24 protein-coding genes are annotated in these 23,050 nt (G+C 61.1%); 6 read left to right on the top strand and 18 right to left on the bottom strand.

The genetic code is table 11. The annotated features are described in order from the left end of the window. Positions 1–56 precede the first annotated feature (56 nt). From pepB to trmJ, 9 genes are all read right to left on the bottom strand, one after another. The gene (gene pepB, locus ACPW75_RS06125) at positions 57–1,358 is read right to left on the bottom strand and encodes an aminopeptidase PepB (protein ID WP_077096756.1); all 1,302 of its coding nucleotides are present in this window, start codon (positions 1,356–1,358) and stop codon (positions 57–59) included. Positions 1,359–1,515: 157 nt separating this feature from the next. Then, positions 1,516–1,854 carry an ISC system 2Fe-2S type ferredoxin gene (gene fdx / locus ACPW75_RS06120; protein ID WP_005299781.1) on the bottom strand — a complete coding sequence of 113 codons (339 nt, stop codon included), beginning with the start codon at positions 1,852–1,854 and terminating at the stop codon, positions 1,516–1,518. Between the two features lies 1 nt (position 1,855). Then, positions 1,856–3,703, bottom strand: coding sequence for a Fe-S protein assembly chaperone HscA (hscA, locus tag ACPW75_RS06115; protein ID WP_077096754.1), 1,848 nt, complete (start codon positions 3,701–3,703; stop codon positions 1,856–1,858). Positions 3,704–3,731: 28 nt separating this feature from the next. After that, the gene (gene hscB / locus ACPW75_RS06110) at positions 3,732–4,250 is read right to left on the bottom strand and encodes a co-chaperone HscB (RefSeq protein WP_016350399.1); all 519 of its coding nucleotides are present in this window, start codon (positions 4,248–4,250) and stop codon (positions 3,732–3,734) included. Positions 4,251–4,372: 122 nt separating this feature from the next. Next, positions 4,373–4,696 carry an iron-sulfur cluster assembly protein IscA gene (gene iscA / locus ACPW75_RS06105; protein ID WP_011705636.1) on the bottom strand — a complete coding sequence of 108 codons (324 nt, stop codon included), beginning with the start codon at positions 4,694–4,696 and terminating at the stop codon, positions 4,373–4,375. Between the two features lie 15 nt (positions 4,697–4,711). Next, the gene (gene iscU, locus ACPW75_RS06100) at positions 4,712–5,095 is read right to left on the bottom strand and encodes a Fe-S cluster assembly scaffold IscU (RefSeq protein WP_005299770.1); all 384 of its coding nucleotides are present in this window, start codon (positions 5,093–5,095) and stop codon (positions 4,712–4,714) included. Between the two features lie 41 nt (positions 5,096–5,136). Beyond that, the gene (locus tag ACPW75_RS06095) at positions 5,137–6,351 is read right to left on the bottom strand and encodes an IscS subfamily cysteine desulfurase (RefSeq protein WP_005299763.1); all 1,215 of its coding nucleotides are present in this window, start codon (positions 6,349–6,351) and stop codon (positions 5,137–5,139) included. A 57-nt stretch (positions 6,352–6,408) separates the two neighbouring features. Next, positions 6,409–6,912: a Fe-S cluster assembly transcriptional regulator IscR gene (iscR, locus tag ACPW75_RS06090; protein WP_011705634.1), complete on the bottom strand. Its 504-nt coding sequence runs from the start codon at positions 6,910–6,912 to the stop codon at positions 6,409–6,411. Positions 6,913–7,005: 93 nt separating this feature from the next. Then, positions 7,006–7,731, bottom strand: coding sequence for a tRNA (cytosine(32)/uridine(32)-2'-O)-methyltransferase TrmJ (trmJ, locus tag ACPW75_RS06085; protein WP_011705633.1), 726 nt, complete (start codon positions 7,729–7,731; stop codon positions 7,006–7,008). Positions 7,732–7,910: 179 nt separating this feature from the next. On the opposite strand from trmJ, the gene ACPW75_RS06080 reads away from it, so the two are divergent. Further along, positions 7,911–8,327 carry a hypothetical protein gene (locus ACPW75_RS06080; RefSeq protein ID WP_039214895.1) on the top strand — a complete coding sequence of 139 codons (417 nt, stop codon included), beginning with the start codon at positions 7,911–7,913 and terminating at the stop codon, positions 8,325–8,327. Here ACPW75_RS06080 and ubiT read toward each other — a convergent pair. Further along, entirely contained in the window at positions 8,274–8,813 is a 540-nt protein-coding gene (gene ubiT, locus ACPW75_RS06075) for a ubiquinone anaerobic biosynthesis accessory factor UbiT (protein ID WP_039214938.1), read from the bottom strand. The genes ACPW75_RS06080 and ubiT overlap by 54 nt on opposite strands. A gap of 189 nt (positions 8,814–9,002) precedes the next feature. Here ubiT and ubiU point away from each other — a divergent pair, with 189 nt between their 5' ends. Then, on the top strand, positions 9,003–9,998 hold the full coding sequence (ubiU, locus tag ACPW75_RS06070) for a ubiquinone anaerobic biosynthesis protein UbiU (RefSeq protein ID WP_017410222.1): 996 nt from the start codon (positions 9,003–9,005) through the stop codon (positions 9,996–9,998). Positions 9,999–10,010: 12 nt separating this feature from the next. Beyond that, entirely contained in the window at positions 10,011–10,883 is an 873-nt protein-coding gene (locus ACPW75_RS06065) for a U32 family peptidase (protein ID WP_077096753.1), read from the top strand. Positions 10,884–11,000: 117 nt separating this feature from the next. Here ACPW75_RS06065 and nlpI read toward each other — a convergent pair whose 3' ends face one another. From nlpI to queA, 7 genes are all read right to left on the bottom strand, one after another. After that, positions 11,001–11,948, bottom strand: a complete 948-nt coding sequence (gene nlpI / locus ACPW75_RS06060; protein WP_280940144.1) for a lipoprotein NlpI — start codon at positions 11,946–11,948, stop codon at positions 11,001–11,003. Between the two features lie 90 nt (positions 11,949–12,038). After that, positions 12,039–12,407, bottom strand: a complete 369-nt coding sequence (locus ACPW75_RS06055; RefSeq protein ID WP_011705627.1) for a rhodanese-like domain-containing protein — start codon at positions 12,405–12,407, stop codon at positions 12,039–12,041. A gap of 99 nt (positions 12,408–12,506) precedes the next feature. After that, positions 12,507–13,454, bottom strand: a complete 948-nt coding sequence (gene secF / locus ACPW75_RS06050; protein WP_016350392.1) for a protein translocase subunit SecF — start codon at positions 13,452–13,454, stop codon at positions 12,507–12,509. 9 nt (positions 13,455–13,463) lie between these two features. Then, on the bottom strand, positions 13,464–15,317 hold the full coding sequence (gene secD / locus ACPW75_RS06045; RefSeq protein ID WP_011705625.1) for a protein translocase subunit SecD: 1,854 nt from the start codon (positions 15,315–15,317) through the stop codon (positions 13,464–13,466). 18 nt (positions 15,318–15,335) lie between these two features. Continuing rightward, positions 15,336–15,671 carry a preprotein translocase subunit YajC gene (gene yajC / locus ACPW75_RS06040; RefSeq protein WP_011705624.1) on the bottom strand — a complete coding sequence of 112 codons (336 nt, stop codon included), beginning with the start codon at positions 15,669–15,671 and terminating at the stop codon, positions 15,336–15,338. A 50-nt stretch (positions 15,672–15,721) separates the two neighbouring features. Continuing rightward, positions 15,722–16,858 (bottom strand): tRNA guanosine(34) transglycosylase Tgt, encoded by a 1,137-nt coding sequence (tgt, locus tag ACPW75_RS06035; RefSeq protein WP_016350389.1) that lies wholly within the window; start codon positions 16,856–16,858, stop codon positions 15,722–15,724. 70 nt (positions 16,859–16,928) lie between these two features. Continuing rightward, complete coding sequence (gene queA / locus ACPW75_RS06030; protein ID WP_016350388.1) at positions 16,929–17,996, bottom strand: tRNA preQ1(34) S-adenosylmethionine ribosyltransferase-isomerase QueA; 1,068 nt, start codon at positions 17,994–17,996, stop codon at positions 16,929–16,931. 212 nt (positions 17,997–18,208) lie between these two features. Between queA and ACPW75_RS06025 the strand changes: the two genes are divergently transcribed. The 3 genes from ACPW75_RS06025 (at position 18,209) to ahpF (ending at position 21,554) form a co-directional block, all read left to right on the top strand. Next, a complete protein-coding gene (locus ACPW75_RS06025; RefSeq protein WP_011705622.1) occupies positions 18,209–18,655 on the top strand; it encodes a CBS domain-containing protein in 447 nt (148 codons plus the stop codon). A gap of 658 nt (positions 18,656–19,313) precedes the next feature. Then, a complete protein-coding gene (gene ahpC / locus ACPW75_RS06020; RefSeq protein ID WP_011705621.1) occupies positions 19,314–19,880 on the top strand; it encodes an alkyl hydroperoxide reductase subunit C in 567 nt (188 codons plus the stop codon). A gap of 93 nt (positions 19,881–19,973) precedes the next feature. Beyond that, a complete protein-coding gene (gene ahpF / locus ACPW75_RS06015; RefSeq protein WP_077096751.1) occupies positions 19,974–21,554 on the top strand; it encodes an alkyl hydroperoxide reductase subunit F in 1,581 nt (526 codons plus the stop codon). Positions 21,555–21,620: 66 nt separating this feature from the next. On the opposite strand, the gene ACPW75_RS06010 is transcribed toward ahpF, so the two are convergent. After that, on the bottom strand, positions 21,621–22,913 hold the full coding sequence (locus ACPW75_RS06010; protein ID WP_077096749.1) for an MFS transporter: 1,293 nt from the start codon (positions 22,911–22,913) through the stop codon (positions 21,621–21,623). Positions 22,914–23,050 lie beyond the last annotated feature (137 nt).

Here is a 23,050-nt window from a genome sequence, read left to right as displayed (position 1 = left end):
GGCGCTTTTCGCCGATTGTCCAAAGCCTTCACCAAATGCTTGATTCAGCCAGACTCTCATTCACTCACCTCCTGCAACCAGCGAGCGATGGTGCGCAGACCGTGGCCCTTGGCACCGGTCGCCCACAGGTCATTGCCCGATTTTTGATAGGAGGCTGCCAGATCCAGGTGCACCCAGCCCTTGCCTTCGTCACGCACGAAGCGCGACAGGAAAGCTGCCGCCGTAGTCGCACCTGCGGTGCCTTCGGCGGACGCCACGTTGCCCAGCTCGGCAAAGGCGGAGGTGAGCTGGCCCGCATGCCAGGGCTCCAGCGGCAGCGCCCAGGCCTGCTCGTTTTCGGCTTTGGCGGCTGCCAGCGCACGTGCCTGCTCGGCCTCATCGAGGGCAAACACGGCGTTGTAGTCGCGACCCAGCGCGGTCTTGGCGGCGCCGGTCAGGGTAGCGGCGTCGAGGATATAGGCAGCCCCGCTTTCGCTCGCGGCCAGCAGGCCGTCAGCCAGCACCAGGCGGCCTTCCGCATCGGTGTTCTGGATCTCGACCGAGATGCCGTTGCGATAGGTAAGGATGTCACCGAGCTTGAAGGCATGGCCGGAGACCAGGTTCTCGGCGCAGCAGAGGATGAGTTTGACCCGCTTGTTCAGGCCGCGGCTGATGGCCAGCGCCAGCGCGCCGGTCACCATGGCGGCGCCGCCCATGTCGGACTTCATCGGCAGCATGTTGTCGGAGGACTTCATGGAGTAGCCGCCGGAATCGAAGGTGATCCCCTTGCCCACCAGCGCCGCCAGCACGGGGGCATTGGCATCCCCGGTCGGGTTGTAGTCGAGCTCCAGCAGCACCGGCTCGCGCTCGCTGCCGCAGCCCACCGACCAGATCCCGATATGACCGGCCTCATGCAGCGCCTCCCCGGCGGTAATACGGGCGGTCACCTTGTCACCGGCGAGATTGCGGATGAGCAGCAGGGCGGATTCCGCCAGGCTCATGGGGTAGATCTCCTGCGGGCAGCCGTTGGTCACTTCACGCACCCAGCGGGTCGCCTTGAGCAAGGCAGCCAGCTCGGCAGCCTCCTGGTCGCTCTGCTCGCCGAAATCGAGCTCGCGAACCCCCTTGGCGGCATAGAAGCCCTGGGCAAAGGCGTAGCGACGCTCCCCATTCCAGCCCTCACCCACCAGCTTGACGCGCTTGATGCCGCTTGACTCGAGTCGTCTGGCAGCGCGCTGGATGGCGCGCAGCGCCTCCTTCTCCTGGCCGCTGCCCAGATGGAGATGGGCTTCGTCGCCGTTGAAACTGAGCAGGGCACCCTCGCCCCAGTGGGCGGCGGCGGCCTGGGAAGACAACCGTACGTTCATCATGTCAGCCATGTTCTCTTGCTTCCTTTTTATTGGCACTTTCATCAACGAATAGGGAAATCACGGGCACAAAAAAGGCCGCTCCCTCAAGGGTCACGGCCTTCACCATATCATTACTGCACCACGAGATGCTGCACGCGCAATTCACTCATGTGTAATTAAGGGGTCATCAGTGGCGCTCAGACGCCAGATTCAGGGTGTACTTGGGCAGTTCCACCACCAGATCCTCGTCCGCCAGTCTGGCCTGGCAGCTGAGACGGGATTCCGGCTCCAGCCCCCACGCCTTGTCCAGCATGTCGTCTTCCAGCTCGTCGCTCGGCTCGAGGGAGTCGAAGCCTTCCCGCACCACGCAGTGGCAGGTGGTGCAGGCACAGGACTTCTCGCAGGCGTGCTCGATCTCGATGCCGTTGCGCAGCGCGATGTCCAGAATGGTTTCACCGGTCGCGCCTTCGAGGGCCGCGCCGTCCGGACAGAGCTCGGGATGGGGCAGAATAATCAGTTTTGGCATATTACACCTTGTTGACGTTTTGTCCGGTCAGCACCTTGCGGATGGAGGCGTCCATCCGGCGGGCTGCAAATTCGCCACTGGCAGCGTCCGCCGCCTCGATGGCCTCTTTGATCTGGTTGGTGGTGCCCGTGCTGCGCATGGTCAGCAGATGGGCGATGGCGGCATCCAGCTCGGCCCGCTCGGCGGGGCTCAATAAAGCCTCTCCATCGGCGGCCAGGGCGGCGTTGAGACTCTCGACCACCCGGTCGGCCTCGACCTGCTGCTCAGCCAGCATGCGGGCGTCCATGTCCTGCTGGGCATTGGCGATGGAGGCACTCAGCATGTTGAGGATGTCATCCTCACCCAATCCGTAGGAGGGCTTGACCTGGATCTCGGCCTGCACGCCGGAGGATTTCTCCATGGCGCTGACCGACAGCAGACCGTCCGCATCCACCTGGAAGGTGACGCGAATGTGGGCCGCCCCTGCCGCCATGGGCGGAATGCCGGTCAGGGTGAAGCTGGCCAAGGATCGGCAATCGGCCACCAGCTCGCGCTCGCCCTGCACCACGTGGATCGCCATCGCGGTCTGGCCATCCTTGAAGGTGGTGAACTCCTGGGCGCGGGCCACCGGAATGGTGGTATTGCGCGGGATCACCTTCTCGGCGAGGCCGCCCATGGTCTCAAGACCCAGGGAGAGCGGGATCACGTCCAGCAGCAGCATCTCGGCGTCAGGCTTGTTGCCCACCAGGATGTCGGCCTGGATGGCGGCACCGATGGCCACCACCTTGTCGGGGTCGATGCTGGTCAAGGGCGGACGCTGGAAGAACTCGCCCACCAGCTCGCGCACCAGCGGCACCCTAGTCGAACCGCCGACCATCACCACTTCCAGCACCTCCTCCTGCTCGAGTCCCGCATCGCGCAGGGCGCGGCGGCAGGCCAGCAGGGTGCGCTTGACCAGCGGCTGGATCAGCTGGTCAAACTGGCTGCGGGTGATGGTGCCCTGCCAGCCGGCAAAGGTACAGGGAACGGCGTCGGCGTCGGTCAGACCGTGTTTGACCGCGGCGGCCACATCCAGCAGCTCGCGCTGCAGACGGGCATCCAGCTCGCCAGTCAAACCGGCTTGTTCTTTCAACCAGTCTGCCAGCAGGTGATCGAAATCATCACCGCCCAGGGCCGAATCGCCACCGGTGGCCATCACCTCAAATACCCCGCGATGCAGACGCAGGATGGAGATATCGAAGGTACCGCCGCCCAGGTCGTAGACGGCGATCACCCCTTCCTGGCCGGAGTCGAGGCCATAGGCGATGGCGGCGGCGGTCGGTTCGTTGAGCAGGCGCAGCACGTGCAGGCCGGCCAGGCGGGCCGCATCCTTGGTGCCCTGGCGCTGGGCGTCGTCAAAATAGGCGGGCACTGTGATGACCACGCCGTCGAGATCGCCACCGAGGGCGGCAGCGCCCCGCTCGGCCAGTTTCTTGAGGATCTCGGCCGAGACCTGCACTGGGTTGACCAGCCCTTGACGGGTCTGCAGTTGCGGCATGCCGTTGTCGGCCGCCACGAATTGATAGGGTTGCTGGCGGGTATCGATGTCGGCCAGCGCCTTGCCCATCATCCGCTTGGCGGAAACGATGGTGTTGTGCGGGTCGAGGGCGGCCTCGCGCTTGGCATCGACGCCGACCCGGATGGTGTCAGCCTGGTAATGCACGACGGAGGGCAGCAGATCACGCCCCTGCTCGTCGCAGAGGGTATCGGCCTGACCGCTGCGCACGGCGGCGACCAGCGAGTTGGTGGTGCCAAGATCGATGCCAACGGCACGTTTGTGCTGATGAGGTGCGGCGCTCTGGCCGGGCTCGGCGATTTGCAGTAATGCCATGGGTAATCAAACTTCCAGCGTTAAAGGATCAAGACTCGAACAGCGAGTCTTCGAATCGTTCCAGCTCCTCGAGGAGCTTGTCGACAAACTTGAGTTTGCGAACACAATCAGCCGCTCGCGGATCCTCGCCGGTGGCGAGGGCCTGGGTCAGCTGCTGCATCAACAACTGGTGATCATGCCTGATCTCCTGGCGAAAATCCTTGATGGCACGCTCAGGGTCCGTCTCCCCTTTCAGGTCGGCCAGCCGTTCGCGCCACTCCAGTTGCTGCATCAGAAACGCGGTATCTTGCAACGTCTGTTGCTCGCCACGAAGTTCGGTGCCACGCAGGGAGAGCAGGTACTCGGCTCGGCGCAGGGGCGCCTTGAGGGTAGTGAAGGCATCGTTGATCTGGGCGGCACGTTGCACCGCAGCCAGTTGTTCCCGCTCGGGGGCGGTGGCAAAACGATCGGGATGAAACTGGGTTTGCAGCTGGCGGTAGGTCTCTGCCAGCTGACGGGTATCGAGCTCGAAGCCTTCAACCAGCCCAAACAGCTCGAAATAATTCATGCTGACCTCTTAGACACTGATGCTGCCCCCATGCCGCTCGCGCTCAGGTGGGCGAAGCGGCATGGTTGAACCGGCCGTGGCCGACCAGTTCAACGGACAAGCGATCATGTGTTGCACACATCTCAGACACTGAAGCTTTCGCCGCAACCACACTCGCCCTTGGCGTTGGGGTTGTTGAACTGGAAGCCCTCGTTGAGGCCCTCTTTGACGAAATCCAGCTCGGTGCCATCCAGGTGGATCAGACTCTTGGCATCGACGATGATCTTGACCCCGTCCTGCTCGAATACCTGATCTTCATCTGCCAGCTCATCGACGAACTCGAGCACATAGGCAAGACCCGAGCAGCCGGTGGTCTTGACGCCGAGGCGCAGGCCGATGCCCTTGCCCCGGTTGGTCAGAAACGAGGAAACCCGTGCCGCTGCGGCATCTGTCATGGTTATGGCCATACTGCGCTCCTGACCTTAGAGACCTTTCTTCTGCTTGTAATCGGCGATGGCGGCCTTGATGGCATCCTCGGCCAGAATGGAGCAGTGGATCTTCACCGGTGGCAGCGCCAGCTCTTCGGCGATGTCGGTGTTCTTGATACCGGCAGCTTCATCCAGGGTCTTGCCCTTGACCCACTCGGTCACCAAGGAGCTGGAGGCGATGGCGGAACCACAACCATAGGTCTTGAACTTGGCATCTTCGATGATGCCATCGTCGCTGATCTTCAGCTGCAGCTTCATCACGTCACCACAGGCCGGTGCACCGACCATGCCGGTAGCGATGCTGGGATCGTTCTTGTCGAAGCCACCTACGTTACGGGGGTTCTCGTAGTGGTCGATTACTTTTTCACTGTAAGCCATATCTAACTCCTGCTAATTCCGTTGAACACCGATCCCGCGGATCAGTGATGAGCCCATTCGACCGTGTTCAGATCGACGCCGTCCTTGTACATCTCCCACAGGGGAGACATCTCGCGCAGACGACCGATGGAGTCACGGATAAGCTTGATTGCGTAATCAATCTCTTCCTCGGTGGTGAAGCGACCCATGCTGAAACGGATGGAGCTGTGCGCCAGCTCGTCGTTCAGGCCCAGTGCGCGCAGCACGTAGGAGGGCTCCAGGCTGGCCGAGGTACAGGCAGAACCAGAAGAGACCGCCAGATCCTTCAGCGCCATGATGAGGGATTCCCCTTCCACATAGGCGAAGCTGACGTTGAGGTTGCCCGGCACACGCTGTTCCAGGTCACCATTGATGTAGACCTCTTCGATATCCTTGATGCCGTCCCACAGACGCTGACGCAGGGCCATGATGCGCTGACCTTCGCTCACCATCTCTTCCTTGGCGATGCGGAAGGCTTCGCCCATGCCGACGATCTGGTGGGTCGGCAGGGTGCCGGAACGCATGCCGCGCTCGTGGCCACCACCGTGCATCTGGGCTTCCAGGCGCACACGCGGCTTGCGACGCACGTAGAGGGCACCAATGCCTTTCGGGCCGTATACCTTGTGGGCGGACATGGAGAGCAGGTCAACCTTGAGCGCTTCCACGTCGACCGGGATCTTGCCCACGCTCTGTACCGCATCCACGTGCAGCAGGATTTTGCGGGAGCGGCACAGCTCGCCGATGGCGGCAATGTTCTGCACCACGCCGATCTCGTTGTTGACGTGCATGATGCTGACCAGGATGGTGTCATCACGCAGGGCGCCTTCGATCTGTTCCAGGGTGAACAGGCCATTGGGCATCGGCTCGAGGTAGGTTACCTCATAGCCTTCACGCTCCAGCTGGCGACAGGTATCCAGTACCGCCTTGTGTTCGGTCTTGGAGGTAACGATGTGCTTGCCCTTGCCGGCGTAGAAATGGGCGACGCCCTTGATGGCGAGGTTGTTGGATTCAGTCGCACCGGAGGTGAAGACGATCTCGCGCGGGTCGGCACCGATCAGCTCTGCCACTTGATTACGGGCCAGATCGACCGCCTCTTCGGCTTGCCAGCCAAAGCGGTGGGAACGGGAAGCTGGATTGCCGAACAGGCCATCCATGGTGAGACACTGCATCATTTTTTCTGCGACACGCGGGTCCACCGGACAGGTTGCCGAATAATCAAGGTAAATAGGCAGTTTCATGTTTTTCTCCGTTACAGCCAGGGTCATACATCGACCAGCTGTGGAAAGCACGTTTGTTTATAGTTGGACTTTCAAGCTCACATCGCCGCGTTCTGCCCGATCTACCAGGGACAACACGGTTTTCATTTGTTCATCTTGCTTGCCGGCAATCCGGCGCACATCGGCCTGATCAACCAGCTCGGCCAGGGTGATGTCCCCCAGGAAGCTGGAGATCCGCTCGCTCAGGTCACGCCACAGGGAGTGAGTGAGGCACTGGGTGCCGCCGTGGCAGCCCCCCTTGCCGAGGCACTTGGTGGCATCCACCGATTCGTCGACCGCGGTGATCACCTGACCGACCGAGATGGCATTCGGCGCCAGACCGAGGCGATAACCGCCGCCCGGGCCACGCACGCTGCTCACCAAGCCATGCTTGCGCAGGCGGGCAAACAGCTGCTCCAGATAGGACAAGGAGATGCCCTGGCGCTCCGAAATATCAGCCAGGGGTACGGGCCCCTGCTCTGCATGCAACGCCACGTCGAGCATGGCAGTCACAGCGTAACGTCCTTTTGAGGTCAGTCTCATATGCCTTACCGTTTTGCGAACCAATCAATATGGGCATATGGTCACATACCCGACTAAATCAGTCAAGTATATGGTTGAGTAATCCAGTCGGGTTTAATCCTGCGGTCTCGGTTTTTGCACCGAGGTCAGAATGCCGCGCAGGATGTTGAGCTCCACCGCCTCTGGACGAGCCCGGTTGAACAGGCGGCGCAGCTTGCTCATGACCTGTCCCGGATGATCGTCGGCGATGAAGCCGGTCTTGAGCAGCGTCTGCTCCAGATGCTGATAGAAGCCTTCCAGCTGCTCGGCGCTGGGATAATCCACCGCCATGTCGGTCTCGCCGACCTGTTCCTGCTGCAGCCAGTGCATCCGCACCTCATAGCAGAGGGTCTGCACCGCCATGGCCAGGTTGAGGGAGCTGTACTCCGGGTTGGCCGGAATGGCCACGTGGTAGTGGCACTTTTGCAGCTCGTCATTGGTCAGGCCGGTGCGTTCACGGCCAAATACCAGCGCCACCGGATGCTGCATCCCCTCGGTTACCAGCTTCTCGCCCGCTTCGCGGGGGTCCAGCATGGGCCAGCTCAGGGTACGGGAGCGGGCACTGGTACCGATGACCAGACCACAATCCGCAATGGCTTCATCCAGGGTCGACACGATACGGGCATTGGCCAGCAGATCGCTGGCACCGGCGGCCAGCGCATAGGCGTTGTCATCGGGCTGTGCTTGCGGATCAACCAGTACCATCTGGCTCAAGCCCATGGTCTTCATGGCGCGCGCCGCAGAGCCCATGTTGCCGGTGTGAGAAGTGTTTACCAACACGATACGAATCTGATCCAACATGCCCAGTCAATCTTCAGTCAAAAATGGCGCGCAATTGTAACATAGCCAATCGCTATTTTGGCACCGTAAATGGCGCGCCAATTCACAACAATGACGCCGTTTTGCAGAACAAAGCGGTATGAGGCGGGTGTGCTGACTGGCTAGACTTGAAGGATGGGAAGGTGAAAAGTGGAGGCAACATGTGCCCACGCTGGCTTTATGAGAGGTTGCCAGTCTGCTATCTGCTGATGGCGGTCGGCATCATCCTGCTCAGCCACTCCCCGCTGCTCTGGCTGGCGGGTACCTTGCTGTTTGTCGCCGGCGCCACCGTCTGGATGATGCGATCCAGCTATCGGCGTACCGATCTGGTCATCTTCCCGACCAAACGCTGGTTTCAGCCGGAGTGGCTCTACGAGGCCCAGCCGTTCATCTGGCTGGCGCTGGGTCTGCTGCTCTCGCGCCTTCCCAACGCCGGCGCCCTGCTGGCACTGCTGCCCTGTCTGTGGGCCTGTCGCTGCCTGTGGGCTCGCAATCACTACCGCCACCATGCCGATGGGCTGGTCTCACAACTGAGGCGCAACCCCACCCGCCGGCGCAGAGTGCGCCTCTTGCGCTGAGCCCGCCTTCGCCCGCTCGATGAAGGTGGCAAGATCCAGCAAGGGATAACGCACCAGGCTTGGCAAACCGTCCAGATCCAGGCTGTCCATCAGGTTTTTCACCTCCAGACCCAACTCGGTGTTCCCTTCAATCTTCAGCTTGCGCTGGAAGAAGAGAGAGTCGGGATCTTCCTTGCGTCCGGCGATCAGAATGAGGTCATTGGTGGTGCCGCTGAAACAGACATCGGCCTGTTCGCAATGACGCGCCACCACCAGCTTGCCATCCTGCTCGCTGATGAACCAGCAGAGCTCCAGATCCGAGACTTCCACCTTGAGCCACTTGCCCGCCAGAAATTCAAAGTCGCCATCTGCGATGGCCTCTTTGAACACGCTGGCCAGCAGGCGCTCCATCAGGCTCTGCTGCAAGGAAAATGGCACCAGCTTGAGAGGATGGCGCAGAATGCGGGGAGCCTGTTCGACCAGGCGACGTTGCAGTTGTTGAAACACGATAAACTCCCAGTTTTTTGCGCATTCAAGCACAGGGCCGCAACAATGATCCTGTTGGAAATCAAACTTGTGCCCACTTACCTCAAGAAGGGTAAAGCCACACAAAGCTGCCTCAGGTCAAAAAGTGGAAGGACGCCGGTGAATACAATCGGGCCACTTTTGCATTTTTGCCCTCTCGGAGCGTACCCGATGGAATTACTCTGTCCGGCAGGCAGTTTGCCGGCACTGAAAACAGCCGTGGATAACGGGGCCGATGCGGTCTATATCGGCTTCAAGGATGACACCAACGCCCGCCATTTCGCCGGGCTCAACTTCACCGACAGCAAGCTGGAGAAAGCGGTCGACTATGTGCACCAGCATGGCCGCAAACTGCACATCGCCATCAACACCTTCGCCCACCCGGGCTCCGATGCCCGCTGGCAACAGGCGGTGGACAAGGGCGCCGCATTGGGGGCCGATGCCCTGATCATCGCCGACCTCGCCGTGCTCGACTATGCCAGCCGCCGCTACCCGGATCTGGAGCTGCACGTCTCGGTGCAGGCCAGCGCCACCAACGCCGCCGCCATCCGCTTCTACCAGCAGCACTTCAACGTCGGTCGGGTGGTGTTGCCCCGCGTCCTCTCCATGCATCAGGTGAGGCAGCTGGCCCGCGAGACCGACGTCGGCCTCGAGGTGTTCGCCTTCGGCAGCCTCTGCATCATGGCGGAGGGGCGCTGCTACCTCTCCTCCTACATGACCGGCGAGAGCCCCAATACCGTCGGCGCCTGCTCACCGGCCAAGTTCGTACGCTGGGAGGAGACCCCGAGCGGCCTCGAGTCTCGCCTCAACGAGGTGCTGATCGACCGCTACGGCCCAGGGGAAAACGCCGGCTACCCGACCCTGTGCAAGGGCCGCTTCGAGGTGGATGGCCAGACCTACCACGCGCTGGAGGAGCCCACCAGCCTCAACACCCTTGGCCTGTTGCCCGAGCTGTTCCAGACCGGTATCCAGTCGGTCAAGATTGAAGGACGCCAACGCAGCCCCGCCTACGTGGAGCAGGTCACCCGGGTCTGGCGCGCCGCCATCGACGCCTATCAGGCCAACCCGGAAGCCTATCAGGTCAAGGCCGAGTGGGATGCCCAGCTCGCCCGCGTCTCCGAGGGGAGCCAGACCACCCTCGGTGCCTATCATCGCCAGTGGCAATAAGGAGCCCTGTTCATGAAATTCTCTCTCGGCCCCCTGCTCTTCTACTGGCCCAAGGCCGACACCCAGGGCTTCTATCAGGCCGCCGCCGCCAGCCAGGCCGACATCGTCTATCTGGGGGAAACCGTCTGCAGCAAGCGCCGCGAACTGAAAGTGGACGACTGGATTGCCCTCGCCCATCAGGTAGCCGGCTCGGGCAAGCAGGCGGTGCTCTCCACGCTGGCGCTCATCTCCGCCCCCTCCGAGCTCAAGGAGGTCAAGCGGCTGGTCGACAACGGCGAGCTGATGATCGAGGCCAACGATCTGGGGGCAGTCCAGCTCGCCAGCGAAGCCGGGCTGCCGTTCGTCTGCGGCCCCGCCATCAACGCCTACAACGCCGACGTGCTGCGCATGCTGCTCAAACAGGGGATGCAGCGCTGGGTGATGCCGGTGGAGCTCTCACGGGACTGGCTGGTGCAGCTCAATCAGGATCTGGGCGCTGCCCGCCAGCAGTTCGAGGTGGAGGTGTTCGCCTACGGCCACCTGCCGCTCGCCTACTCGGCACGCTGCTTCACCGCCCGCTCCCTCGACCGGCCCAAGGACAACTGCGAACTGGCCTGCATCGACTACCCCACCGGCCGGCTCGCCAGCAGCCGCGAGGGGCAGAAGGTGTTCAACCTCAACGGCATCCAGACCCAATCCGGTTACTGCTACAACCTGGGCAACGATCTGGCCGGGATGGAGGGGCTGGTGGATGTGGTGCGCCTCTCCCCCGAGGGGCTGGACACCCTGACGATGCTGGAGCGCTTCAAGGCCAACCAGCAGGGCCAGGCTCCCCTGCCCCTGCAGCAGGAGCGCGACTGCAACGGCTACTGGCGCCAGATCCCCGGCATGATGCTGGCGCAGTGAGCCGGCGGTGTACCCTCTGACGGGGGTGACTCCCCCCCTCGCATCTGACACCCGGACAGCAAAAAGGCCTCGCAGTGAGGCCTTTTCTACATCATTCAAACCGGCAACAGGGCAAGCTCAGGATGCCTGCTTGCTGCTCTTGCCCTGGGCACTCTGGGCACCGGGCGGCAGGGGTTTGCGCGCCATCAGCTCCAGCTCCAGCAGGGCATATCTGTGCTCGATGAAGTCATACACGTTGTTGGCGAGCGCCAGCTTGAAGTAGCTGATGGCTTCCTTGCGGTTGCCCTTGGCCAGTTCAAACTTGCCGAGGTAGAAGTAGGTTTCGCACAGGCGCTCGGCGAGCTCCCGGTTGTCCTTCACCCCTTTCACCACATTGCCCATCAACTGGGTGGCATTGAGTTCGCCGGTATAGAGGCGCACCAGATCCCAGTTCCAGGCATCGTCATCGTACTTGTTGAGCCGCTCGCGCATCCGGCTCATGGCGGCCGGTGCATTGAGCTTCTGTTCGGCCAGATAGAGCCAGATCACCCGATAGGGATCTTCCGGCTGCGCCTCGTAGAAGCGCTTCATATCGGCCGCGGCCAGCTCGGGACGATTGCCGTAATAGAGCGCAATGCCACGGTTCAGGTAGGCATAGTCATAATCGGGAGCCAGCTCGAGGGCGGAATCAAATGCCTCGTAGGCCTCGTCATAATTCTGCTGCTGCACCAGATAGACGCCGATGAAGTTGTAGGCTTCGGCGAAATCCGGCTTCTCCCGCAAGGCGCGGTTGAAATCCAGCCGCGCCAGGGAGCGCAAGCCTACCCGGTCAAACACGACAGCACGCTCATAAAACAGTTCAGCCCGTTGCTCCGTGGTCAATTCCATCTCACTGAGCATCTGCCCGAGTCGCGCCAACGCCAACTCGCTCTGGTAAGAGACCTGCAGGGGGGTCGCCAATACCAGTGAAGCGGGTTGCGGCTTGGGAACTTGAGGCGCTTCAACCTGACTGCTACTGCTGCAACCCCACATGGGGAGCAGCAACAGGATACCAAGGAGGTATCCAATCCCTTTCCTGACGTTCAATGAACACTCCGACGCTTACGCTTGACCCGGCATATGGTAAAGGTCAGCCGACACTTTGTCATGTGGCTGAGCCTCTCTCCCTCAAATAAATCAGGATTCGACAGGGTATCCGGCATCACACCAGCCCCGAAAGCCACCATCGACGCTGACCACCCGGCCATAGCCCATCTTCTGCAGGTTCTCCGCCACCAGAATGGAGCGAAATCCGCCACCACAATAGAGGTAGAGCTCGGTGTCAGGATCCGGGTAACGGGTCTCGATGTCCCGCTCGATCACACCACGGCCGAGGTAGGTCGCCCCCGGCAGATGGCCCCTGGCCCACTCGCTCTCTTCCCGCACGTCGACCAGGTGAAAGGTGCGCCCCTCATCTTGCCAGCGTTTGATCTGGTGCACATCGGTCTCCCGCACATGGGGACGAATGGCCTCTACCAGTGCCAGAAAACGGGGATTGTGTTGCATGGCTTGCTCCTTGCCTGTTGGCCAACAGCCGTGGGTGAGACCGTCATAATGACTCACCCGGACGATAAGAGAAAGGGCGCCTCGCGGCGCCCTTGTCATTTACGGCAGGATCTCTTGCTGATCCGCGCCCTCTTTTTCCACCTGGGTCGGCAGCATGTGCTCCCGCTTGACCCCGAAGAACATGGCGAACGAGCTCGCCACATAGATGGAGGAGTAGGTACCGAAGGCGACACCGATCACCATGGCCACCGAGAAACCGTGGATCAGCGGACCGCCCTTGAGCAGCAGTGCCAGCACCACCACGAAGGTCAACCCCGAGGTGATGATGGTCCGGCTCAGGGTCTCCGTCATGGAGAGATCCAGGATGTACTCGGTATCCCCCTTGCGCACCTTGCGAAAGTTCTCCCGCAGTCGGTCGAACACTACGATGGTGTCGTTCAGGGAGTAACCCACCAGGGTCATCAATGCCGCCAGCACGGTCAGGTCGAACTCGTACTGGAAGTAGGCAAAGACGCCGAGGGTGATCACCACGTCGTGCACCAGGGAGAGAATACCCCCCATGGCCAGACGCCATTCGAAGCGCACCGCCACGTAGATCAGGATACAGATGATGGAGGCCAGCATGGCCAGCGCACCGTCGGTCGCCAGCTCGTCACCCACCGAAGGGCCGACGAACTCGACGCGCTTGAGCACGGCCGCAGGATCGATCAGCTTGGCCGCCGCCAGCACCTCGTTGCCCTGCTGCTCCACCTTGACCCCCTCTTTCGGGGTCAGGCGGAACAGTACGTCACGGCTGGAGCCGAAGTGTTGCAGGGTCGCCCCTTCAATCTTCTGCTCGTCCAGCACCTGGTGCACCTTGTCCAGGCTCACCGACTGCTGGAAACCCACCTCGATGGTGGTACCACCGGTGAAGTCCAGACCCCAGTTCAAACCCCGATCGAACAGGAAGAACAGGGAGATCACCATCAGCAGGGTAGAGAAGACCACACCCGGCCTGGCATAGCGCATGAAGGGAATGGGCTTTTCAAAATGTAGAATCTGAAACATGTCTCTTCCTTAGATCGGCAGCTTGTCGAGGCGCCGTCCACCCCAGGCCAGGTTGATGATGGCGCGGGAGACCGTGATGGCGGTAAACATGGAAGCACTCAGACCAATCCCCAGCGTCAGGGCGAAGCCCTTGATGGCGCCGGTACCGATACCGAACAGGATCACACAGGTGATGAGCGAGGTGACGTTGGAGTCGGCGATGGTCGAGAACGCCCGATCAAAGCCCAGATGGATGGCCTGCTGCACCCCACGACCGTTGCGGATCTCTTCACGAATACGCTCGTAGATCAGCACGTTGGCATCCACCGCCATGCCCAGCGTCAAGACGATACCGGCAATGCCCGGCAGGGTCATGGTGGCCCCCGGGATCATCGACATGATACCGACGATCAGCACCAGGTTCATGGTGAGGGCGATGTTGGCCACCCAGCCGAACGCACGGTAGTAGATCCCCATGAACAGCACGATCACCAGCATGGCCCAGCCGATGGCTTCCATACCGCTGTCGATGTTCTGCTGACCCAGGCTCGGGCCTATGGTGCGCTCTTCGACGATCTGGATCGGGGCGATCAGCGCACCGGCACGCAGCAGCAGCGCCAGGTTGTGGGCTTCGTTGGCGTTGTCGATGCCGGTGATGCGGAACTGGCTGCCAAGGCGCGACTGGATGGTGGCGACGTTGATCACCTCCTCCTGCTTGCGGAACTTGCGCTTGCCGTCCGGACCCGGCTGACCGACCGGCTTGTATTCGATGAACACGGTCGCCATGCCCTTACCAACGTTGTCCTTGGTAAAGTTGGCCATCTTGTTGCCACCCTGGCCATCAAGCTTGATGTTGACCTGGGGACGGCTGTATTCGTCGAAACCGGACTGGGCACCCACGATGTGGTCACCGGTCAGGATGATGCGTTTTTGCAGCACCACCGGACGTCCGTTGCGATCGTTGTAGACCTTGGAGCTCGGCGGCACCCGACCATCGGCCGCAGCCTGGATGTCGGCGGTCTCATCGACCATGTGGAATTCCAGGGTCGCGGTCGCGCCCAGGATCTCCTTGGCACGGGCGGTGTCCTGAATGCCGGGCAGTTCCACCACGATGCGCTCGGCACCCTGCTGTTGTACCAGCGGCTCGGCCACGCCCAGCTCGTTCACCCGGTTGCGGATGATGGTGATGTTCTGCTCGAGGGCGTACTTCTTCACTTCCTTGATCTTGGCTTCACTCAGACCGGCCAGCAGGACGAACTCGTCCCCCTTCTGCTCGGTGGTGAAGGTGAGATCCGGGTTCTGACGACGCAGGTGAGAGATGGCCTTGGCCTGATCGGCCTCGTCACGGAACAGCACCTGTACCTGATCACCGGCCCGGCGCACGCCGGAATAACGGATCTTCTGGGTACGCAGCTCGGAGCGGAAATCCTGCACCATCTGCTCTTGCTGCTTGGTCAGCGCCTCGGCCATGTCCACTTCCATCAGGAAGTGCACACCGCCGCGCAGGTCCAGACCCAGCTTGAGCGGGTTGGCGCCAATGGCTTCGAGCCAGGCAGGTGTGGAAGGGGCCAGGTTGAGAGCGGTAATGAAGTTGTCGCCCAGCTTGTTGGCGACGATGTCGCGCGCCTTGAGCTGCTCTTCGGTATTTTTGAAACGAACCAGGATGAAGCCGTGCTCGAACGCTGCATGCTTGACCGGGATCTGAGCCGCATCGAGCGTCTCTTTCACCAGATCAAGGGTGTCCAGCTTGACTTCGGCCCCCCGGCTGGCAGAGATCTGCAAGGCCGGGTCTTCGCCGTAAAGATTGGGGGCTGCATATAGAAAACCGATGGCGATCACCACGACCACCATCAGGTATTTCCACAGCGGATAGCGATTTAACACGCTGTGCTCCTCGGGAGATTAGAGGGACTGGATAGAACCCTTGGGCAGAACGGCAGAGACGAAGTCACGTTTGATGGTGACCTGGGTCTGATCGTTCAGGGCCAGCACGAGGTATTCGCTGTCGGCGGATACTTTGGCGATCTTGCCGACCAAGCCACCGGAAGTGAGGACTTCGTCACCCTTGGAGAGGGAGCTCATCAGGTTGCGGTGATCTTTGGCGCGCTTGGCCTGGGGGCGATAGATCATGAAGTAGAAGATGAGGCCGAATACGGCCAGCATGATGATCATTTCCATGCCACCACCCTGTGCACCCGGAACTGCGCCTTCTGCATACGCCTTGGAGATAATGCTCATTTAACAACCTCTTATTGATGTAGATTTGAAAACTAGCTTATATATCGTTGTTATTTCACGTCATTTTCAGCTAACGGAGGCACGGGCTTCCCTTGCCGACGGTAAAACTCAGTTACAAAGTCGTCTAATTTACCCTGCTCGATCGCGTCCCGCAAACCCTGCATCACACGCTGGTAATAACGCAGGTTGTGAATGGTGTTCAGACGAGCACCGAGGATCTCGTTGCACTTGTCCAGATGGTACAAATAACTGCGGGTGTAGTTCTTGCAGGTGTAGCAATCGCAGTCGGCATCCAGGGTGCTGGTGTCCTCGCGATACTTGGCGTTGCGGATCTTGACCACTCCGTCGGTGGTGAACAGGTGGCCGTTGCGGGCGTTGCGGGTCGGCATCACGCAGTCGAACATGTCGATGCCGCGGCGCACCCCTTCCACCAGATCTTCCGGCTTGCCCACGCCCATCAGGTAACGCGGTTTGTCGGCCGGGATTTTCGGGCAGACGTGCTCGAGGATGCGATGCATGTCCTCTTTCGGCTCACCCACCGCCAGACCACCGACCGCGTAGCCGTCGAAGCCGATCTCCAAGAGACCTTCCAGCGACACATCCCGCAGGTCTTCGTACACGGAACCCTGGATGATGCCGAACAGGGCGTTCTTGTTGCCGAGCGCATCGAACTTGTCGCGCGAGCGCTTGCCCCAGCGCAGGGACATCTCCATCGACTTGCGCGCCTCTTCGTAAGTGGCCGGGTACGGCGTGCACTCATCGAAGATCATCACGATGTCGGAGCCCAGATCGTACTGGATCTCCATGGATTTCTCGGGGTCGAGGAAGATCTTCTCGCCATTGATGGGGTGACGGAAGTGCACCCCCGCCTCGGTGATCTTGCGGATGTGCCCCAGGCTGAACACCTGGAAACCGCCGGAGTCGGTCAGGATCGGGCCCTGCCAGTTCATGAAGTCATGCAGATCGCCGTGGGCGCGCATCACTTCCTGCCCCGGCCGCAGCCAGAGGTGGAAGGTGTTGCCGAGCAGGATCTGGGCGCCGGTCTCACGCACCTCTTCCGGGGTCATCCCCTTGACGGTGCCGTAGGTGCCGACCGGCATAAAGGCCGGGGTCTGCACGGTGCCGCGCTCGAATACCAGCTGGCCGCGACGGGCACGGCCGTCAGTGGTTTTCAGTTCAAATTTCATTGCTACCTCGTTGCGTCAGAGAAACAGTCTGACAGTAGGGGGCCCGAGGGCCCGGTATAAAGGGCGCGGCTTATGCCTGCGCCCGGCGACGGGTGACGAACATGGCGTCCCCGTAGCTGAAGAAACGGTACTGCTCGGCCACGGCCGCCTGGTAGGCCGCCATCACGTTGTCGTAGCCGGCAAAGGCGCTGACCAGCATGATCAGGGTCGACTCCGGCAGATGGAAGTTGGTGACCATGGCATCGACCACCTGGAACTGGTAACCAGGGAAGATGAAGATGTCGGTGTCGCTGAAGAACGGCGCCAGCGGCTTGCCCTGAGCCAGGGTCACCTTGGCCGCGCTCTCCAGCGATCGCACCGAAGTAGTCCCCACCGCAATCACCCGGCCACCGCGGGCGCGAGTCGCGGCGATGGCGTCCACCACCTCTTGCGGCACCTCGGCATACTCCGAGTGCATGTGGTGATCTTCAATCTTGTCCACCCGCACCGGCTGGAAGGTGCCCGCCCCGACGTGCAGGGTGACGAACGCCGTTTCCACCCCCTTGGCACGAATTTTCTCGAGCAGCGGCTCATCGAAGTGCAACCCGGCAGTCGGCGCCGCCACGGCACCCGGCTTCTGGTTGTAGACAGTCTGATAGCGCTCCTTGTCGGCATCCTCATCGGGACGGTCGATGTAAGGGGGCAGCGGCATGTGGCCGATGGCTTCCAGGATCTCCAGCACAGGGCGGGGGTCGAGGAAGTGGATCTCGAACAGGGCATCGTGACGGGCACGCATCTCGGCTTCGACTTTCTCGCCGTCGGCCCCGCCATCCAGAATGAGCCGGGTACCGGGCTTGGGCGATTTGGAAGAGCGCACATGGGCCAGCACGCTGTGCTCGTCCAGCATCCGCTCCACCAGCACCTCCAGCTTGCCGCCGCTGGCCTTCTGGCCAAACATGCGCGCCGGAATGACACGGGTGTTGTTGAATACCAGCAGATCGCCGGGGTTGAGCTGGTCCAGCACATCCACAAATTGACCGTGGCGCAGTGCGCCAGTTTGACCATCGAGCTGCAACAGACGACTGGCGGTACGTTCCGTCATGGGATAGCGGGCAATCAGCTCGTCTGGCAGATCAAAATGAAAATCGGATACTTGCATCTTTCACCTCGGGGGGAATCGGCGGCTAGTCTAGTTATCCCCTTCTTCCAAGGCAACCCAAAAGACCAAAAACCCAAGGCAGACAAGGGATAGCGAGCAATTATGTGAAGCAGGGCCAGTTAAAAAACCTTTAAGGTTTTGTATTGACCCTGATCATGTTTTGCCGAGGGGGGCTGGGCTAGGGTGAAAGCAGATACACAAGGAGGCCCACCATGATGACCCTATCCGAGATCATGACTGAACACCCCTTCACCCTGGGTCCGGAAAACAGCGTCAAACAGGCGATGGATCTGATGCAGCAGGAGCGGATCCGCCACATCCCCATCGTTGACGAACAGCATCATCTGCTGGGCCTGGTCACCCTCTCCGACATCCTGGCCACCCGCGAGTCCAAACTGCTGCTGATCAATCCGGAGCGGGAGGCGGAGTTCACCGACAGCGTGCAGCTCGACGAGATCATGACCCGCCAGGTGGCGAGCGTGGATCCCCATGCCGGCATCAAGGAGGCGGCGCTCTACCTGCAGCGGCACAGATACGGCTGCCTGCCGGTACTCAAAGGGCGCAAGTTGATCGGCATCGTCACCGAGTCGGACTTCATTGCCGTCGCCATCAACCTGCTGGAACTGATGGAGGAGCAGGAGCCGCCTGGCGACTTTTGATCTCAATTTCATGTAATAAAATTACAATAAGAGCGTTTTCAGCGTACTTGATCGGCAATAAAGCTGAAACCCTTTCATTTTGATTGAAAAATTACACCACAACCTTGCTTTGTGATCTGCATCACACTATCATGGCCGTCATGCAATAGTTGCCGAGCGGAAGACGAGGGATTGTGCACCCGTCCTCTTCCTCTCATATGTCTGCAAGTTTGCACACCCCGTAGTTAGTCTTTGCTGTAAAGCTTTTGTTTATATAGCCATTCCTTGTTTGATGACCCGGCCTTGTCCTTGCGACGACGCCGGGATTTTTTTATCTGCGCGTTTCCCCTCCCCTCGCCCAGTGCGTACTGGCGCCTGCATATTGCAAGGTGGCAACCCCCACTTCTCTGCGGTTGGCAGACTGCCACTCTCCCCTTGAAAAACCGAAGCCGCGCACAGATGTTGAATCTCGACAAGGAGTTATCCCGGCATGCCGGCGATATTCATGTTAGGTACAGCAGCCATGGTTTATCTAATAAGTAGATTTAAGTGATTCAAAATTGCGGCTTTGATCGATTAGGAAAAGTCCCTATGATGAATCCATCGAAAGTTAAACGCCTCGTCCGGCACGACTCTTCAAACCCAGACAGGCATATGTACATCACCAAGGAGCAAATACATGTCTACCTACATCAACACTGAAATCAAGCCGTTCAACGCCACCGCCTACCACAATGGCAAATTCGTTCAGGTGTCTGACGCTGACCTGAAAGGCAAGTGGTCCGTGGTGTTCTTCTACCCGGCTGACTTCACCTTCGTCTGCCCGACCGAGCTGGGCGACCTGGCCGACAACTACGCCGAATTCCAGAAGCTGGGCGTCGAGATCTACTCCGTCTCCACCGACACCCACTTCACCCACAAGGCCTGGCACGACACTTCTGACACCATCCAGAAGATCCAGTACCCGATGATCGGCGACCCGACCGGCACCATCACCCGCAACTTCGGCGTAATGATCGAAGAAGCCGGTCTGGCTGACCGCGGCACCTTCGTCATCGACCCGCAAGGCATCATCCAGATCGTTGAAATCAACGCCGGCGGTATCGGCCGTGACGCCCTGGAGCTGCTGCGCAAGGTCAAGGCTGCCCAGTACGTTGCCGCTCACCCGGGTGAAGTGTGCCCGGCCAAGTGGAAAGAAGGCGACGCCACCCTGGCTCCGTCCCTGGATCTGGTAGGCAAAATCTAAGCCTCCCCGCTCTGAAGACCGGCCCGTTCAAGGGCCGGTCTGCTTTCTGGCCTGACAAAACGCCGACCCGCAATCAAAAGAAGGAATTCGAAGATGTTGGATACCAACCTCAAACAACAGCTGAACACCTATCTGCAGTACATCGTCAATCCCATCGAGATCAGCGTGTCCGGCAACGACAGCGACAAATCCGCCGAACTGCTGGCATTGGCCACAGAGATCAGCGAGATGTCCCCCAAGATTGCCATGACCGATGGCACTGCCGCCCGCAAGCCTTCCATGAGCGTCGCGCCGAAGGGCCAGGCCCCGCGCGTTCATTTTGCCGGCATCCCCATGGGTCATGAATTTACTTCCCTGGTCCTTGCCCTGCTGCAAAGCGGCGGTCACCCCTCCAAGGCCGATCTGGCCGTGCAGGAGCAGATCCGCAACCTCAAGGGCGAGTTCCACTTCGAGACTTACATTTCGCTCTCCTGCCACAACTGCCCGGACGTGGTGCAGGCGCTGAACCTGATGGCGACCCTGAACCCCGGCATCACCCACACCATGATCGACGGTGCCCTGTTCCAGGACGAGGTCAACGAGCGTCAGATCATGGCGGTACCGAACGTCTACCTGAACGGTCAGCCGTTCAGCCAGGGCCGCATTTCGCTGGAAGAGATCGTCGCCAAGCTCGACACCGGCGCCGCCGAACGCAAAGCTGAAGAGCTGAGCGCAAAAGCGCCTTACGACGTACTGGTCGTCGGTGGTGGCCCGGCCGGCGCCGCCGCCGCCATCTATGCCGCTCGCAAAGGCATTCGCACCGCCATCGTCGCCGAGCGTTTCGGTGGCCAGGTGATGGACACCGTCGGCATCGAGAACTTCATCTCCGTGCCCTACACCGAAGGCCCCAAACTGGCTGCGAGCCTGGAGCAGCACGTCAAGCAGTACGGCGTGGAAGTGATCACCGAGCAGCGCGCCGCCGCCATCAGCAAGGATGGCTACGTCAACGTGGATCTCGCCTCTGGCGCTACCCTCAAGAGCCGCGCCGTGATCCTGGCGACCGGTGCCCGCTGGCGCGACCTGAACGTGCCGGGCGAGCTCGAGTACCGCACCAAGGGCGTGGCCTACTGCCCGCACTGTGACGGCCCCTTCTTCAAGGGCAAGCGGGTTGCGGTGATCGGTGGCGGCAACTCCGGCATCGAGGCGGCCATCGATCTGGCCGGTATTGTCGAGCACGTCACCGTGGTGGAATTCGCCGACACCCTGCGCGCCGACGAGGTACTGCAGAAGAAGGCCCGCTCCATGGGCAACATCGACATCATCATGAGCGCCCGCACCACCGAAGTGATCGGTGATGGCAGCAAGGTGGTGGGCATGGATTACGAAGATCGCACCACCGGCGAGATCAAGCATCTGGCGGTGGCGGGTATCTTCGTCCAGATCGGTCTGGTGCCGAACACCGAGTTCCTGAAAGGGAGCGACGTGGCCCTGACCCGCTTTGGCGAGATCGATATCGACACCAAGGGCGCCACCTCCCTGCCCGGCGTCTACGCCGCAGGGGATGCCACCACGGTGCCGTTCAAGCAGATCATCATCTCCATGGGCGCCGGGGCGACCGCCGCACTGGGGGCGTTTGATTACCTCATTCGCAATCCGGCGCCGGAAGCGACCAAAGCTGACGCCGTCACCGCCTGATAGCGACCAGATAAACAAAAAGCCGACTCAGTGAGTCGGCTTTTTTTGTTGCTACTAACCCGCGACTCAGCCGGCCTTCGTCTGCTGACCCTCCTCCGATCCGGGTATGGCATAGCTGGCGGGTACCGCCTCCCCAGCCAGATCCGTTCTCGGCTCCAGCTCCGCCGTCATGGGGGTATTGGGCGGCACCGGGATGAACACCTGGTGATCGGCCAGCGGAATGGGCGCTCGTTGCCGCTTGCGCCAGCCGAGATACCCCGCCAGCAGCAGGCCACAGAGAGCGAAGTAGACGAATAGCCCCTCTGGCCCGAACTGCGCCATGACAAAAGGCGCCAGCAACGGCCCGGTCATGGCGCCCAAGCTATAGGCGAGCAGCAACCCCTGATTGGCCCCCAGCACCTGATCCGGGCGCAGCTCGTCGCAGGCGTGGCTGAGGCTCAAGGGGTAGATAGAGAACGCCATGCCGCCCAGCAGGAACACCAGGCCACCCATCAGCGGCTCGCGCCAGCCGGCGGGCAGCAGCACCATCAACAGGGCCAGCAGCGCCAGCACGGCGCCGAGCAGCAGGATCACCAGCCGCCTGTCGTAGCGATCGGAGAGACGACCGATGGGGTACTGCAGGCACATGCCCCCCAGGATCACCAGCGCCATCATGTCCGCCACCTTGGAGAGCGACGAACCGCTGTCGGTAAAATAGAGCGGCAGCAGGCCGTAGATGGCCCCGAGAATGAGGCCGGAGGTAAAGCTACTACCCATCCCCGCCGGGGTGAGGCGCACCAGCTCCAGCACACCGACCGGCTGGGGCGCCACCATGGCCGGGGTCGCTACCCGGGAAATCGCCAGCGGGATCACCGACAGGGTCGCCGCCATGGCGCACAGGGCAAACGGGGTCAGCACCATGGGGTCCACCCACTTGAGCAGCAACTGTCCCATGGCCAGGGAGCCGTAGAGCAGGATCATGTAGAGGGACATCAGCCGGCCCCGGTTGGCCGGCGTGCTGGAGACCAGCATCCAGGACTCCAGCACCACGAACAGACCGCCGGTGGCAAAGCCCCCCAGCAGCCGCAGCGCCGCCCAGCTCAGCGGCTCCACCACCATGCCGTGCAGCAGAAACAGAAAGCAGAGCAGGGAGGCGTAGGCCGCATAAGCCCGGATGTGACCGACCCGGATGATGAGGCGGGCATTGACGAAGGCCCCCAGCACCAGACCGCCGAAGTAGGCGGCCGATACCAGGCCGATGGCCTGGGCCGATACCTGCTCGGCAGACAGGCGCACCGTCAGCAGGGTGTTGAACATGCCATGGCCCAGAATGAAGATCACCAGACTGGTCAGGGGTGAGAGGAACCTTGCGAGTGTCATGGGGTCTCCCTGATTGGCTCAATCGTGAGCAAAACAACCATGGTACCGTCTGCTTCCCGCCCACTTCAACCCGAGCGCCCCGCCAGGGCGCAGACCGCGGGCTATGCTTGCTGGGTATCCCATGATGGAGCGTCCCA

Source organism: Aeromonas sp. FL131 (genome assembly GCF_049860615.1).
GTDB classification, from domain to species: Bacteria; Pseudomonadota; Gammaproteobacteria; order Enterobacterales; family Aeromonadaceae; genus Aeromonas; species Aeromonas hydrophila.
The sequence above is the reverse complement of the archived record's forward strand: the minus strand, read 5'-3'. Positions and strand labels throughout refer to the sequence as shown.

Bases quoted from the DNA above. Each gene is read 5' to 3' on its own strand.
- iscR (WP_011705634.1), bottom strand. From the start codon at position 6,912: ATGAGACTGACCTCAAAAGGACGTTACGCTGTGACTGCCATGCTCGAC.
- hscB (WP_016350399.1), bottom strand. From the start codon at position 4,250: ATGAATTATTTCGAGCTGTTTGGGCTGGTTGAAGGCTTCGAGCTCGAT.
- ACPW75_RS06010 (WP_077096749.1), bottom strand. From the start codon at position 22,913: ATGACACTCGCAAGGTTCCTCTCACCCCTGACCAGTCTGGTGATCTTC.
- ahpC (WP_011705621.1), top strand. From the start codon at position 19,314: ATGTCTACCTACATCAACACTGAAATCAAGCCGTTCAACGCCACCGCC.
- iscU (WP_005299770.1), bottom strand. From the start codon at position 5,095: ATGGCTTACAGTGAAAAAGTAATCGACCACTACGAGAACCCCCGTAAC.
- trmJ (WP_011705633.1), bottom strand. From the start codon at position 7,731: ATGTTGGATCAGATTCGTATCGTGTTGGTAAACACTTCTCACACCGGC.
- ahpF (WP_077096751.1), top strand. From the start codon at position 19,974: ATGTTGGATACCAACCTCAAACAACAGCTGAACACCTATCTGCAGTAC.
- ACPW75_RS06025 (WP_011705622.1), top strand. From the start codon at position 18,209: ATGATGACCCTATCCGAGATCATGACTGAACACCCCTTCACCCTGGGT.
- tgt (WP_016350389.1), bottom strand. From the start codon at position 16,858: ATGAAATTTGAACTGAAAACCACTGACGGCCGTGCCCGTCGCGGCCAG.
- ACPW75_RS06095 (WP_005299763.1), bottom strand. From the start codon at position 6,351: ATGAAACTGCCTATTTACCTTGATTATTCGGCAACCTGTCCGGTGGAC.
- pepB (WP_077096756.1), bottom strand. From the start codon at position 1,358: ATGGCTGACATGATGAACGTACGGTTGTCTTCCCAGGCCGCCGCCGCC.
- queA (WP_016350388.1), bottom strand. From the start codon at position 17,996: ATGCAAGTATCCGATTTTCATTTTGATCTGCCAGACGAGCTGATTGCC.
- ubiU (WP_017410222.1), top strand. From the start codon at position 9,003: ATGGAATTACTCTGTCCGGCAGGCAGTTTGCCGGCACTGAAAACAGCC.
- fdx (WP_005299781.1), bottom strand. From the start codon at position 1,854: ATGCCAAAACTGATTATTCTGCCCCATCCCGAGCTCTGTCCGGACGGC.
- ACPW75_RS06055 (WP_011705627.1), bottom strand. From the start codon at position 12,407: ATGCAACACAATCCCCGTTTTCTGGCACTGGTAGAGGCCATTCGTCCC.
- ACPW75_RS06065 (WP_077096753.1), top strand. From the start codon at position 10,011: ATGAAATTCTCTCTCGGCCCCCTGCTCTTCTACTGGCCCAAGGCCGAC.
- hscA (WP_077096754.1), bottom strand. From the start codon at position 3,703: ATGGCATTACTGCAAATCGCCGAGCCCGGCCAGAGCGCCGCACCTCAT.
- yajC (WP_011705624.1), bottom strand. From the start codon at position 15,671: ATGAGCATTATCTCCAAGGCGTATGCAGAAGGCGCAGTTCCGGGTGCA.
- iscA (WP_011705636.1), bottom strand. From the start codon at position 4,696: ATGGCCATAACCATGACAGATGCCGCAGCGGCACGGGTTTCCTCGTTT.
- ACPW75_RS06080 (WP_039214895.1), top strand. From the start codon at position 7,911: ATGTGCCCACGCTGGCTTTATGAGAGGTTGCCAGTCTGCTATCTGCTG.
- secF (WP_016350392.1), bottom strand. From the start codon at position 13,454: ATGTTTCAGATTCTACATTTTGAAAAGCCCATTCCCTTCATGCGCTAT.